The organism is Paenibacillus sp. FSL R10-2734 (genome assembly GCF_037963865.1).
Taxonomy (GTDB): Bacteria; Bacillota; Bacilli; order Paenibacillales; family Paenibacillaceae; genus Paenibacillus_AQ.
In genome coordinates this window covers 4,106,686-4,120,707 of record NZ_CP150170.1, presented here as the reverse complement: position 1 = coordinate 4,120,707, position 14,022 = coordinate 4,106,686, and the positions used below count along the sequence as shown (strand labels likewise).

At 47.6% G+C, this 14,022-nt stretch carries 11 protein-coding genes; 10 read left to right on the top strand and 1 reads right to left on the bottom strand.

The window, feature by feature from the left end:
• The first annotated feature begins 10 nt into the window (after positions 1-10).
• The 4 genes from NSS67_RS18020 to NSS67_RS18005 all read left to right on the top strand — a co-directional run bounded on the left by NSS67_RS18020 (position 11) and on the right by NSS67_RS18005 (position 4,284).
• Positions 11-1,426, top strand: a complete 1,416-nt coding sequence (locus NSS67_RS18020; protein WP_339314897.1) for an endo-alpha-N-acetylgalactosaminidase family protein — start codon at positions 11-13, stop codon at positions 1,424-1,426.
• Positions 1,427-1,605: 179 nt separating this feature from the next.
• Complete coding sequence (locus NSS67_RS18015) at positions 1,606-2,799, top strand: Gfo/Idh/MocA family oxidoreductase (RefSeq protein WP_339314895.1); 1,194 nt, start codon at positions 1,606-1,608, stop codon at positions 2,797-2,799.
• A gap of 120 nt (positions 2,800-2,919) precedes the next feature.
• Entirely contained in the window at positions 2,920-3,345 is a 426-nt protein-coding gene (locus NSS67_RS18010; RefSeq protein WP_339314893.1) for an aldo/keto reductase, read from the top strand.
• Between the two features lie 18 nt (positions 3,346-3,363).
• Positions 3,364-4,284, top strand: coding sequence for a metallophosphoesterase family protein (locus NSS67_RS18005; RefSeq protein WP_339314891.1), 921 nt, complete (start codon positions 3,364-3,366; stop codon positions 4,282-4,284).
• Between the two features lie 60 nt (positions 4,285-4,344).
• On the opposite strand, the gene NSS67_RS18000 is transcribed toward NSS67_RS18005, so the two are convergent.
• Positions 4,345-4,650 carry a hypothetical protein gene (locus NSS67_RS18000; RefSeq protein WP_339314889.1) on the bottom strand — a complete coding sequence of 102 codons (306 nt, stop codon included), beginning with the start codon at positions 4,648-4,650 and terminating at the stop codon, positions 4,345-4,347.
• Between the two features lie 146 nt (positions 4,651-4,796).
• On the opposite strand from NSS67_RS18000, the gene NSS67_RS17995 reads away from it, so the two are divergent.
• From NSS67_RS17995 to cydC, 6 genes are all read left to right on the top strand, one after another.
• A complete protein-coding gene (locus tag NSS67_RS17995) occupies positions 4,797-7,166 on the top strand; it encodes a beta-galactosidase (protein ID WP_339314887.1) in 2,370 nt (789 codons plus the stop codon).
• Between the two features lie 5 nt (positions 7,167-7,171).
• On the top strand, positions 7,172-7,294 hold the full coding sequence (locus tag NSS67_RS17990) for a hypothetical protein (protein WP_339314886.1): 123 nt from the start codon (positions 7,172-7,174) through the stop codon (positions 7,292-7,294).
• 688 nt (positions 7,295-7,982) lie between these two features.
• A complete protein-coding gene (locus tag NSS67_RS17985; protein WP_339314884.1) occupies positions 7,983-9,347 on the top strand; it encodes a cytochrome ubiquinol oxidase subunit I in 1,365 nt (454 codons plus the stop codon).
• Positions 9,347-10,360 (top strand): cytochrome d ubiquinol oxidase subunit II, encoded by a 1,014-nt coding sequence (locus NSS67_RS17980; RefSeq protein WP_339314882.1) that lies wholly within the window; start codon positions 9,347-9,349, stop codon positions 10,358-10,360. Before NSS67_RS17985 ends, NSS67_RS17980 begins: the two co-directional genes overlap by 1 nt.
• A gap of 67 nt (positions 10,361-10,427) precedes the next feature.
• Complete coding sequence (gene cydD, locus NSS67_RS17975) at positions 10,428-12,260, top strand: thiol reductant ABC exporter subunit CydD (protein WP_339314881.1); 1,833 nt, start codon at positions 10,428-10,430, stop codon at positions 12,258-12,260.
• The gene (gene cydC, locus NSS67_RS17970) at positions 12,257-13,984 is read left to right on the top strand and encodes a thiol reductant ABC exporter subunit CydC (RefSeq protein WP_339314879.1); all 1,728 of its coding nucleotides are present in this window, start codon (positions 12,257-12,259) and stop codon (positions 13,982-13,984) included. Before cydD ends, cydC begins: the two co-directional genes overlap by 4 nt.
• Positions 13,985-14,022: the final 38 nt, after the last annotated feature.

Genomic DNA, 14,022 nt, shown 5'->3' with positions numbered 1-14,022 from the left:
AGAGGTTGGGATGACGAACTCAATAGATACTAATGAAGCGTGGAGATCCATTCCAGGGGATTATTACGATTGGCAAGCAACGATGCAGCCGGAGAGCTCTTATAATTTCGATTACAGTCAGACGCTGACGATGAAGCTAGGCATGGCTACTCCGGACGGTAAAGGCGGGACGAAGGTGTTCTGCACGTTCGAACAGGCGCTTCGATATATTGTGGACATCGATCTGATTACTAGAGGTATTCCGAAAATCATTTACTTGGTCGGATGGCAGTACAACGGCCACGATGATAAATATCCCGCCTGGGACGACGTGAATGTCCATCTGAAGAGACCGCAGGATCCAACCGCGAGGGACAGCTATTTGTGGTTGGCGGAAGAATCCAAACGTTATAACACAACAGTCAGCGTTCATGTCAATATGACGGACGCATACGATAATAGCCCGCATTGGGACCTTTACATGGAGCATGATCTGATTTCGCGCAACGAAGATGGTTCTTTGCTCCAAATCGGTAACTATAACGATAGGGCTGCCTATCAAATTTTCTATAAGAACGAATGGGAGAGCGGGATTATCGTCCAGCGAATCGAGAAACTGATCTCGCTGTTGGAGCTTGATAAGGCCGGAACTGTACACCTGGACGCTTATTTTCCTAGAGCGAATGTTTTCCGGGGCGTCTCTCAGGAGGAGGAGTCCTCCTACATGCGACGGACGATCCGCTATTTCCGTGGTCGCGGGATCGATGTGACAAGCGAAAACTTCACCCATCATCGCAACGATCCGTTCATCGGATTGCAACCGTGGTGCTGGTGGTTCGATCAGAACCAGGAGAAGCATTTTCTGGAGAGACCCGCCAAGCTGCTGAGCGGTGCCGCCATCCGCGACTACTCGATTCCCGGAATTCCGCACAGACCGGATCTGGAATTCTTGTTTGGGGCCGGTGTGCATGGGGAGGACGTGTTCTGGGATTCCGATAATGGAATTCCCCGCGAGGATTGGCATGATCTGTTCATCGAGCAGATCTGTACGAGAATGCTGCAATATCAGTATTTGAACTCGCTAGATCGCATACGGATGGAGGGAGAGAGCAATAACAGGGTCGTTCATTATTCGGGCGGTCATTCTGTTCACCTCGTCGATCGTTCCGTCCGTCGCGCCGGCATACCGCTGCGGGTGGAGGACGATGTGCTTTTCCCTGCCCTGTGGCAAGAACGGCCCGAGTTGATCGCCTTCAGTAAGGCGGGCTATTCGATGATGAGCTGGTCACTGCCGCCGGAATGGAATGGTGTGACCGCCGCCGATATCTACCAGATCACGGTGGAAGGATTAAAAGAATTGCAGCTTGGACACCGGGTGGTTGGGGGACTATTGGAGCTTACTCTAACCCCGGGAATGGCGGTTTCGATCTTTCCATCGCATAAATAAATAGAGAACGAGTGACGAGGGCGAATTACAATCAATTCGATAGCTTTCAAGCGGAGTTGAAATTCGCGGGAATACAATCGCAGACAAGGTAGTCGCAATCGTAAAGACGATATCAATGAAGGCAGAGCACCTTGCGATCGATACGGGGCAAGTAGCTATTATACGGAGGTATCACGTAGATGAAATCTAATGTGAAAATCGGCTTAATCGGGCTTAGCGGGCGGGGAACGGGGCTTTTGGAAATCATATTGCTGAAAATGGAAGACGTGGAAGTCGTCGCCGTCTGTGACTTGCACGAGGATCGTCGCGAACGGGCAGCTAATATGATTGAGAAGGCAGGCTGCAGTCGACCTTTTGTAACTGCTGATTATAAGGAGGTTCTGGATAGAGAGTCTGTTGACGTCATCATGATCTGCACGCCTTGGTCAGCCCATATCCATATCGCAATCGAAGCGATGGAGAAAGAGAAGTACGTCGCTTGCGAGGTCGGAGGAGCGTATTCCATGCAGGAATGCTGGAAGCTGGTAGAAGCTTACGAGCGAACGAAGGTTCCGTGCATGATGCTGGAGAATTGCTGCTATGGCCGCGATGAGCTCATGGTATTAAATATGGTAAAGCGAGGTGTACTAGGGGAAATCGTACACTGCTCGGGAGGTTATCATCACGACCTGCGCTATGAAATCGCTAATGGCAAAGAAAATCGGCATTACCGGCTGAACGAATATATTCATAGAAACTGCGATAATTATCCCACGCACGAGCTGGGTCCGATCGCTAGGGTTCTCGATATTAATAGAGGGAATCGCATGGTATCGCTTGTATCTCTTGCCTCCAAGGCGGAAGGCATGCAGGAATACATCAGGAGCAAAAGGCAGGATAGCGAGCTTGCTCATACTAGGTTTAAACAAGGTGATATCGTAACGACTGTCATCCAGTGCGCTCGCGGAGAAACGATTACACTCACTTTGGATACTACATTGCCAAGATATTATTCAAGAGGTTTTACGGTAAGGGGAACAAAAGGCATGTATATAGAGGACAACCACTCCATATTCATTGATGGACAGCATAGCCAGTATGAATCAAATTGGAAGACGCAATGGGGGAACGTGGAGCAACATCGCGAGCAATATGAACATCCGCTGTGGGAGCGCTATTTACAGGAAGGAGTTAAAGGAGGACACGACGGTATGGATTGGCTTGTCTTTAGGGATTTCATCGAGTGCTTCAGGAACGGAACGCAAACGCCGATCGATGTATATGACATGGCCTCGTGGATGAGTATATCCTCATTAACCGAGGATTCGATTGCCATGGGCGGGCAGCCGGTAGCGATCCCCGACTTCACGAACGGGAATTGGTTCGGCAAGTGACAAGTTCTTGATAGACTTGATCGATTCTCGAGCAAGCTGATCAGAATTCAAGAGTGAGGAACACAAGCTGGGAATCAACTATTTTGACACAGCCAATATATATGCCGATGGTGAAGCTGAGTGAGTTATGGGCTGGGCGTTGGCAAACTACGAGAGAATCATATGTGCTTGGAACGACGGTTTATTTCGACATGGGCGATGGACGATTTGGTCACTCAAGGCAAATTATTGTATGTCGGAATCAGTGAGTGGCGTGAATGGAAAATGGTCGAGGCAGCGGGATTGGCGGTGCTTCTTTATCTAGATCCGATTGTGGTCAATCAGCCGGAATACAATTTGTTCATCCGCCGTATCGAATCGGACATCGTGCCCATGTTCGAGAAGCTGGCTTTGGTCTGGAATTTGCGGTTGCTGAACATCTCCAGATGCATTATCGGTGCTACAAGACCGAAGGTCGAGCAGAATGCATCGGCTTCGGGCATTAGCCTGACGGACGACCTGGTGTCTGTAATTGAGAAGATATTAACCGAAGAGGACAAAGGATAGATTAGGAGGAATTGAAAGATGAATCATCGGATGACGTATCGAGAAGATGGTACTTTTACGATTATTCAGTTCACTGATGTGCATTGGCAAGACGGGCTGGAACTCGATCAGCAAACACAGGCGGTCATGAGAACGGTATTGGATGCCGAAACTCCTGATCTGGTTGTATTTACCGGCGATCTGATTCATCCGTCGGATAAAACGGATCCCGTACAAATGATGCAGCAAGCTGTGGAGTTAGTTATAGAAAGAGGTATTCCTTGGGCGTATATATTTGGCAATCACGATACGGAAGCACATATTACGCGAACTGAGTTGGTTGAAGCGGTTATGGCTCAGCTTCATTCCGTTACGAAACGCGGGCCGGAGAGGTTGACCGGTGAGGGCAATTATGTCATCGAGATCGGAAATCAGAAGGGAAGCGATATTGCGCTCTATTTTTTCGATTCCGGGAATGTCTCTTGCATTCCTACCATCGACGGGTACGACTGGATTCGCCGGGATCAGATCGATTGGTACGTGGAGCAATCACGGGAACTTGCGTCAAGGAACGGTGGAGATACAGTACCGGCGCTAGCCTTCATCCACATTCCTCTCCCGGAATATGAGGAAATGTGGATGGAAGGGGGATGTTGCGGAAACAAGCTGGAGAAGGTGTGTTGTCCCAAAGTCAATTCGGGCTTATTCACAGCCATGCTGGAGCAGGGAGATGTGATGGGGACGTTCTGCGGTCATGACCACGTGAACGATTATTGGGGAGAGTGGTACGGCATTCGGTTATGCTACGGCCGGGCTACAGGTTTGAACACGTATGGCCGAGAGGACTTCCCGCACGGTGCCCGAGTCATTCGTTTGCAAGAAGGCGTTGGGGGGTTTACGACTTGGCTGAGATTGGGGACGGGAGAGAAGATCGAGCAGCTGGAAAGGAACCCTCGATAGATAACGAACAACCGACGGCAGACTTTCGGGCTGCCATCGGTTGCTTGTGAAAGGGAAAGTTTAGCCGTTAACAGTGAAGATAATCGTTTGCTTAGGTCCCTTGTTTCCAATCTTGTCTATCGCATACACTTCGATCTCATAGGTCTGGATCGGCGCTTCATACGGAATGGGATAAGACCATGTGAACGATCCATCCTCTTCGCGTTTCATTGCATCGTATATCCCGTAATCCGAAATTCTTACGATCGATTTGTCGATCTCGATGCTATCCTGGAGATTGCCGTACTCCACTTTCAGTTTTGCCCAATCTCCGCGCTTTCCTTCATTCGGGGTAAAGATAGCTTTCAATTCGTACATTTCTCCCATGAATATCATCTCCTTTTTAATTGTACTGACCAGTCAGTTTAATCATATTCGGAACAATACGCATTGTCAAACGAATATATCCATCATTGCTTCGATTGTTAAGAAATGAGAACAACCTGAAAATTTAACACTTGGGGAGTGAAACAATGAAATACTTACTAGATGTCGGCAATCAACGAAAGCCAGCTTTGATCGAAGGTCATCTAAAAATGGGAGGCACCAATCCGGCGGGAGAGGAAATCAATGTGAATAGCGTGTATCTCACCCGCGGAGGAAAGCCGTGGCTGCCGGTTATGGGGGAGTTTCATTTCTCCAGGTTTCCTCACGGACAGTGGGAGGAAGAGCTACTGAAGATGAAAGCGGGTGGCATCCAGATCGTCGCTACGTATATATTCTGGATTTATCATGAAGAAATAGAGGGGCGCTTTGACTGGTCGGGAGACAAGGATCTTAGGAAATTTGTGCAGCTCTGCCAGAAGAACGGATTGGAGGTCCTTGTTCGCATAGGCCCATGGGCGCATGGCGAATGCCGTAATGGAGGCTTCCCGGATTGGATCTACGGAAGATGCGCGCTACGGACGAACGATGATGACTATTTGCGGTATGTTAAAAGGTTTTACGGGGAAATTGCCAAGCAGATTGAGAGGTTAGCCTTCCAAGACGGCGGCTCGATCGTCGGCTTGCAATTCGACAACGAGTTGACGGATAACCTCGAGCATTTGCGGACCTTAAAGAGTATCGCGCTAGGATTGGGCATGAAAGCTCCTTTATATACGGTTACAGGTTGGGGAGGCCCCGGTGGAGCACAAATTCCCAAGGACGAAATGCTGCCGCTATTCGGAGGTTATCCGGATCATCCTTGGGATAAGCATACAAACCAACTGCCTCCCGGACCGCATTATTTCTTCCATTCGGTACGCAACGATCCGAGCATCGGTAGCGATCTGTTCGGCGAGAAAGCCGTAGAAATTAAAGATTTGGAAGACATCGAACGTTACCCAGATGGCACCTGCGAGCTTGGGGGTGGCGTGCAAATTACCTATCATCGGCGTCCCCTCATACAGGCAGACGACGTCGGCGCGATGGCGATGATTAAGATTGCTAACGGGTGCAATCTGCTGGGCTATTATATGTATCATGGAGGAACCCAGCCGCTCGGAGAGCTTTCAACGATGCAAGAATCCAATCCCCAAGGCAATCAGTTGCCCGTACGGAGCTACGATTTCCAGGCGCCGCTCGGAGAGTTCGGCGAAGTCAGGGATTCCTATAGAATACTGAAGCGGCTTCATTTATTTCTGCACGATTTCGGAGATAGGCTGGCGCCCATGGCCGTGTTTTTTCCGCAAGTTCGGCCTTCATCCTTGGAAGATAACGAGACGGTGCGCGTCGTTGCGAGAGCGCGGGGGGATAGCGGCTTCCTGTTCTTCAACAACTACCAGAGACTGACGGAGATGAAAGATAAGGATGACGTACAGGTTGAATTGCGGTTACCCAGAGGTGGGCTGAACGTTCCTGCAACTGGATTTACACTCAAGAAGGACGGTTACTTCTTCTGGCCGTTCCATTTGGATATGGACGGTGTACGTTTGAAATTTGCGACTGCACAGCTGTTATGCCTGCTCCAAGGAGATGGGGAGACACTGTATGTGTTTTTCGAGGTTTCTGGCGTGCGCCCTGTATTCTCCTTCTATTCAGATACCGTTTCCGATGTCGAATTGAAAGAGGGAACTTTGGAACGGCAGGAAGGAACGCTCGCCGTTTCCGGTCTGAAGCCGGGATCTGGCTGCGAATTCACTGTTCGCTCTGTTTCCAGTCATGTCGTTAAGGTGCTGACAATAACTGAAGAGCAGTCGCTGCATCTGTGGAAAGGACGGGCATTTGGATGTGAACGGTTAATTCTATGTGAAGGAAACGTCGTGTTTAGGGAGAAAGATTTGCGCATTAGCGGGACAGAAGCCGGCAGGATGGCATTTGCTGTTTATCCTCCTGTCGAACATAGCATCACTTGTGAGGGAGTATCGTTGAAGTCTTCACAAGATGAAGAGGGGATATTTCAGGCGTTCAAGCCGAGCCTGCAAACTCGTGAAGTCGAATTCTCATGGAAGCGTACCCGCGATTCTTCGTTAAACGGAGAATTCTTCAAATATTTGTTCGAAGATGAGGGGGAAGAAGGAGCAGCTCCTGAATGGGAGATTCGCATAGATGCTTCGGCATTCGGTGAAGCGAACGAAATCACGTTGGTCGTCGATTTCGTGGGAGACGTAGTACAAGCCTATATTGCCGGACAATGCGTCGCGGATCAGTTCTATAACGGCGTACCTTGGAAAATAGGCTTAAAGAGATTTCGCGATCAATTGGCGAGCCATTCGATCGTTCTGAAAATTTCTCCTCTATTAAAAGAGAGAGACATTTACATGCCTTCCAGACCGTTGGAAGATCGTCGACCGGAGATTTTGGCGCTTTCTGCGGAAGCGGAGTATGTCATTAGCGTTGACAATGACAATCGGAGGGTTTAAAGGATTTGATCGATACGAATGTCGGTCAGCTGTTAATGGAACGGCTCAGGAAAGTGGAGAAAGTCATCCGAGAGGGAAGTTATGGAACAGATTGGGATACGCTCAGCAAATATACGATTCCCTCGTAGTACGAGGACCACGTCAGCACAAATGGAAACCAAGACAAGTTCAGTTATAAGGATTTTATTAATTTGCTCCCTCAGATCATCAGGTAATTATGCTAATTCATATGTGAAAAAATACGATTTTTAATTTAAAAACACTGATTATTTGAGTCAGTGTTTTTTTGTTGCAAAAGGGGATAATATGCATTACGGCAATAGAGACATGTCCTTGTCAGTTAGTAAGAAGCATCGGTTTAGAATGAGAAAATACAGTTTTTTGCTAACATCGAAATAGGATAAGACCCGTGACATCACATATACACTAATGAATCAATAGCACATTCGGGTACTTTTTGTGTTATTCACTGAGTTGTTAGAAAGATTTGTCCCTTTCTTGAACGTTTAAGAATTAAGAGATATCAGTGATTGAATTTATTGTAATTTAAGATAAGATAGTTTAAAATGTTGGGCCCATTTAGTAATTTAACTGCTGCTTCAGTATCAGGTATACAGGCTCGCCAACTCTTGCTTTGTGAAAACTTTCTCTTTTACATAGCAAAGAACGAGGACCGTCATACTAAAACGAACAGGCAACGATGTCGCTGAGCCTTGTTAAACCTAATATTGAATACAGCCCAAGATTTAGCAGGCCTAATCATAAGTATCAACTTATGACGAAAAATGAACAGAGTTTCAAGGGAGGCAGTAAAGAATGGCAATTGATACGGTGCTATGGAGCAGGCTGGTAACAGGCTTGACTCTCGGGTTCCACGTTATTTTTGCGACGATTGGCGTAGGTATACCGCTAATGATCGCTATTGCAGAGTTCATCGGAATCCGCAAGAAGGATCGACATTATACACTTATGGCGAAGAGATGGTCTCGAGGATTTGTCATTTCTGTAGCGGTTGGTGTCGTGACCGGCACAGCCATTTCACTACAATTAGCCCTGGTGTGGCCGAATTTTATGAAACTGGCTGGGAATGTTATTGCACTTCCGTTATTCATGGAAGTGTTCGCGTTCTTTTTTGAGGCTATCTTCCTGGGTATTTATTTGTATACATGGGATCGGTTCAAAAATCCGTATATTCATTGGCTGCTGACGATTCCGATTGTCTTCGGGGCAGGCATGTCTGCCGTTTTTATTACGACGGTGAACGGATTCATGAACCAGCCTGGAGGATTTGTCATGGAAGCAGGCCAATTCACAGCGATTGACCCGGTGCAAGCGATGCTGAATACGGCGACATTCTCCAAGGTGTTCCATGTATTAAGCTCGGCTTATTTGACAGGAGCTGCCTTGTTAGCCGGTATTGCAGCCTTTGCGATGCTGAGAAAAGGGGTATCCGCATACCACAAAAAATCCTTAAATCTCATGATGGCAGTTGTTTTGCTGTTCAGCTTGCTGAACACGTTAGCAGGAGATGTGTCCGCCAAGTTTTTGGCCGAGCATCAGCCGGAGAAGCTTGCAGCGGCAGAGTGGCATTTTGAGACGGGAAGCGGAGTGGATTTAGTTCTAATGGGATGGTTGAATGCAGAGCATGAAGTTCTAGGGGCTCTTCATCTGCCAAAAGTGCTCAGTTTTCTGGCCTTTGGAGACTTTAATGCAGAGGTAACGGGGCTGGAGGAATTCCCCAAGGATGAATGGCCACCGCTTCTCGTTCATTACCTGTTTGATTTAATGGCCGGAATCGGATTTGCTCTGCTCGCGATTTCGGCACTATATTTCCTGTTTGTGTTTTGGAAAAAGCGCAATGCGCTTAACAAGTGGATGCTTAGCATCATCGCACTGATCGCACCTCTAGCTTTTCTAGCTGTAGAGCTGGGGTGGTTTTATGCAGAAGTTGGGCGACAGCCGTGGATTATCCGTGGGTATATGCGTGTTGAGGAGGCTGCCACGACTTCACCGAATGTAAGAATTATATTCTTCGCCTTATTGCTCTTGTACATCGTACTCGGCAGTATGTGTGTAATCGTGCTAAGACGCTTGTTCAACAATAATCCGGCAGAAGTTGAGATGGAGAAATGGATGAAGGATCATCCTAATCAATCTACGGAAAAGGGGGGCACTGAGTGATGAGTTACGAATTGATTGGCATCTCGGTGCTCTGGCTGTTCTTGTACGGCTATTTAATTATAGCTTCCATTGATTTCGGAGCGGGATTCTTCGCTTTTTATGCACGTTTGACGAAGCAGGATCATTTGATTAATCGTCTGATTTCCCGTTATTTATCACCCGTTTGGGAGATCACAAATGTATTTTTTATCTTTTTCTACATTGGCATCGTCGGATTTTTTCCAGACACAGCCTATTATTATGGCTCCGCGCTACTTGTTCCGGGAAGCATTGCAGTTGTTCTTCTTGCGATTCGCGGTTCGTTCTATGCTTTTGAAAATTACGGTTCCAAGAAAAACATAGTATATCTTTTTTTGTACGGAGCTACAGGTTTGCTTATTCCAGCTTCGTTGTCAGTGGCGCTAACTTTGTCTGAAGGCGGCTTTATCTTGAAGCAGGGTGAGACGGTTTCTCTGGATTACTGGGCGCTGTTTACCAATCCGTTATCGTGGAGCATCGTTGGACTGGCAATCGTGTCCGTTTTGTTCATTAGCGGCTCATTTCTGACATTTTATGCTTCTCGGGCAGAGGATCATTCCGCGTTGAAGCTGATGCGGAACTATGCCCTGTTTTGGAGCACACCGACGATAATTCTCGCACTGACAGCATTTATCTATTTGGGTCAGCACAATGAGCGACATTTTCAAAATATGATGGATTTATGGTGGTTGCTGGCACTTTCCGTTGCTTTCTTCATGATCGCGATGTGGCTGTTATATAACGGACGCCGTTACGGATTAGCTTTCATATGCATCATGTTACAGTTTTTCACTGCCTTTTTCGCTTATGGGATTGGGCAATACCCTTATATTCTTGATCCGTATATCACGATTCAGAGCAGTGCAACTTCACCAGCAATGGGCTTAGCGTTAGTTGTTGTGTTTATCGGCGGTCTATGCCTGTTGATCCCATCCCTTATTCTGGTCTTCAAACTCTTCCTGTTTGATGCGGATTATGTAAAAGGGAAAAAATAATCTGATTGATCCATTACGCCATGTTTGAGGTTTCTCTACAAGCCTATAGATAAAGGAGGTGTGATCTGTGAATAGGAGATCCAGTCTGATTTCTCAGCAAATGTCTTCACAAAGGAAAAATATGGCCCTCCTCGCGCTCATTTCGCTCGCGCTTGGTACAGCTATTGTGAGTCAGGCTGGGCTGCTTGCTGAAGCAGTCCAACGAGTTTTTGTGGAGAGAGCTTCATTTTCATCGGTTATCATATTGCTCGGCATTCTTTTGGCTGTTATGGCTGTACGCACACTGTTATCGTATGGAAACGGTAAAGTTGGCTTGCATATGGCTGCCACTGCCAAGACAAATATGCGCGCAGCCGTGCTGCAAAAATTGACCCATGCTTCCATGCCTTCAACCCTTCGTGGACAGACAGGGGGGAAGGTCAGTATTGCTCTGGATGCTGTGGATGAGGCTGATAGTTATTTCAGTCAGTATATGCCGCGTATGATGGAAGCTGCTATCATCCCAATTCTGATTTTGGTCGTTACATTTACCCAACATGCCAACACAGGTTTCATTCTATTGTTTACAGCTCCTTTCATCCCACTGTTCATGATTTTGGTAGGGCTGAAAACGAAGAACAAATCCGAAGAAAAATATGCGCAACTGGCCGAGTTTTCAGGTACGTTTCTGGATTCTCTTCAAGGGCTGGTGACTTTGAAAATATTTGGACGGGCTCACCGTCAGCAAGAGAAGATTGAACGTAGTAGCCTGAGTTACCGTGATGCCACGATGGGCATTTTGAAGATTGCGTTTACGAATACCTTCATGCTGGAATCGATCGTGATGCTAAGCATTGGCATCGTCGCTCTCGAATTGGCCATCCAGTTGCTCGTTTTCAAATCTATGACATTCCATACCGCATTTCTCGTTTTGTTGCTCGTTCCCGAGTTTTACAACCTGTTAAAGAATACGGGAACGGCCTTTCACAGTGGCCGCACAAGTATGGGGGCGGTTCGTAAGGTGGAACAGATGCTTGAGGAAACGGCAGGGGAGAGCAAGGACGCAAATGGCAATGAAGGAGCATTAACATCCGATGGAATCGACGAGATCGACAATATGGATAGAGTCGACAGGATAAGCAAATTGGAACATACCTATTCCGGAGAGCTTTCATTGCCGCCATCCATCGTAATTGACCATCTTCGGTTTCAGTATGCTCCAGATTTATTCGAGCTTAAGACGGGTCGGATCCAGTTTAATCCGGGAGAACACATTGCAATTGTAGGCAAAAGTGGTTCCGGCAAAACGACTTTACTCCATCTCATTGCAGGTTTGCTGAAACCAGCATCGGGAACGGTTCTGGTGAATGAAAGCCCACTCTCGCAATACGCTGAGACTGCATGGTTCGAACATGTTAGCTACATTACACAGCATCCGTATATTTTTGCAGGCACATTTTCTGAAAATATTGCGATTGGTGCTCGTGGGAGTGTCACCAGGACAGAAATTGAACGGGCGGGGGAGGAAGCCGGACTCACTGCACTTACAGCTCAATTGGAGCATGGATTTGATACCTTTGTTGGTGAAGGAGGCAGGGGACTGTCTGGTGGGGAAAAGCAACGGCTGGCCTTGGCACGCGCTTTTTTGAAGCGTCCTGCCATCATTTTGTTTGATGAACCCACAGTTGGACTGGATTTGCACACCGAGCGGGTACTGCAACGCTCCATTGCCAAACTGGCAAAAAAGGCTACGATGATAACGGTGGCTCACCGATTATATACGATTCAACAAGCCGATAAGATTTTATATATGGAGAATGGAGTGTTGGTGGACTCCGGACGACATGACGAGCTTCTGGAGCGCCTGCCTCAGTATGCCGAGATGGTTGATGTAGAGCGGAAAGGGGGGGTATCATCTTGAATGAGCTGGCTGTTCTGTCAAAAGCGATGATTCAGGAGCGCAAGGATATCATCCTCTCCATTTTGGGTGGATTTATCGCCGGCATAGCGGGTGTGGCACTTTTTTCTGCGAGCGGGTATCTAATTTCGCAAACGGTATTTGCGCCACCGCTATATACGTTAATTGTACTCACCTCTATGGTCAAACTGCTTGGTCTGCTTCGGGCGGTGAGTCGTTATGGAGAACGTTTGTATTCTCACAGGGCGACGTTCTCTATGCTGAGCCGTTTACGTACATCCTTTTTTGCCAAGCTTATTCCTTTAACGCCTGGTATATTGAACAAAAATCGAAGCGGGGATCTGCTTGCGCGGATCGTTGGGGATGTGGAAAGTTTGCAAAATTATTTTTTGCGAGTTGCTTATCCCCCGATCATGGTCGTCATGGTGTTTTTGGCTACGGTGTTGTTTACTTCTGCCTTTTCGATCTGGATTGCCGTTCTGTTTGTGGTAGGTATGCTGATAACAGCATTCGTTGTACCGGGAATTGTTTTGCTCGGGCAGCGGAGAATACATGGACGCGTTCGTGAGCAGAGGGCGCAGCTGTCCACGGAAGTCACCGAAGTGTTGTACGGTTTCCGGGATTTGAAAGTTTACGGGCAATTGGCACAGCGGGAGGAGCAGCTTCAGCATGCTTCCGCTGTATTGGCAGCTGAGCAGCAACGAGCAGCCGGGCACTTGCTGCGCGGGCAATCAATGCACACTTTTGTTACATTTCTCATTTCCTGGGGGGTGCTGACGCTTGGCGCTTATTTAATTATGGAAGGGGCGCTTGCCGGCGTATTTCTTGCCATGTTAGTCATGGCCTCACAAACCGTATTCGAAGAAGCGACGGCTATGGCCACATTACCCGCGTATAAAGAGGATAGCGAGCACGCAGCCAAACGACTGACGGAAACGGTACAGAACATAGATGAACAGTCTTCGCAGCCAGTCGGCGCATTGTCTGTTGATCATGCTGTTACGATAGAACTATCCGATGTTACGTTTCAATATGAAGGGGAGTGGAGACCGGCCCTCAGGGATATGTCCCTGCACATTTTATCTGGTTCCAAAACGGCGATTGTCGGGCCGAGTGGGTCCGGAAAATCAACGATTATCGAATTGCTGCTCAAGCTGCGGACACCAACGGCTGGCGATATACGACTAAACGACATTTCGGTGAAGGAACTGGATGAGACGAGCATTTGGCAATCGGCTAATGTGGTGTTTCAGCAAAGCCATTTCTTCCGAGGAACGATCCGGGACAATCTGCTGCTGAATGGAGAAGAACATACTGACGAACAATTGTCGGATGTGCTGACTAAAATGCAGCTGCCCGATACATCGTTGTCCGATATGGTGTATGAAAAAGGGGAGAATCTGTCAGACGGCGAGAAGCAGCGGTTGGCTCTGGCGCGAGCGATGCTCCGCAAAGGACGGTTATGGCTTCTGGACGAACCAACTTCATCGCTCGATTATGTGACAGAGCATCACGTTTTGAAGCATCTTTACGCACAGGCGGCTAATGATACGCTTCTACTGATTTGTCATCGGCTTACCGGATTGGAAGAAATGGACCAGATTGTGGTCATGGACCAAGGCAAGGTAGTCGAAACGGGTTCCTATTCGGAGCTGATGGGGCAAAAAGGCTATTTTTATGAGATGAAAAAAATCGAACAGCAAATGATCGGAGAAGTTGGAGTGTAAATATAGGCTTAATACATCAACTCATTGCAAGCAAATGT

What these genes read in the sequence shown, in the direction of transcription:
- NSS67_RS18015 (WP_339314895.1), top strand. Translation starts at nt 1,606, where the DNA reads ATGAAATCTAATGTGAAAATCGGCTTAATCGGGCTTAGCGGGCGGGGA.
- NSS67_RS18020 (WP_339314897.1), top strand. Translation starts at nt 11, where the DNA reads ATGACGAACTCAATAGATACTAATGAAGCGTGGAGATCCATTCCAGGG.
- NSS67_RS17995 (WP_339314887.1), top strand. Translation starts at nt 4,797, where the DNA reads ATGAAATACTTACTAGATGTCGGCAATCAACGAAAGCCAGCTTTGATC.
- NSS67_RS18005 (WP_339314891.1), top strand. Translation starts at nt 3,364, where the DNA reads ATGAATCATCGGATGACGTATCGAGAAGATGGTACTTTTACGATTATT.
- NSS67_RS17980 (WP_339314882.1), top strand. Translation starts at nt 9,347, where the DNA reads ATGAGTTACGAATTGATTGGCATCTCGGTGCTCTGGCTGTTCTTGTAC.
- NSS67_RS17985 (WP_339314884.1), top strand. Translation starts at nt 7,983, where the DNA reads ATGGCAATTGATACGGTGCTATGGAGCAGGCTGGTAACAGGCTTGACT.
- NSS67_RS18000 (WP_339314889.1), bottom strand. Translation starts at nt 4,650, where the DNA reads ATGGGAGAAATGTACGAATTGAAAGCTATCTTTACCCCGAATGAAGGA.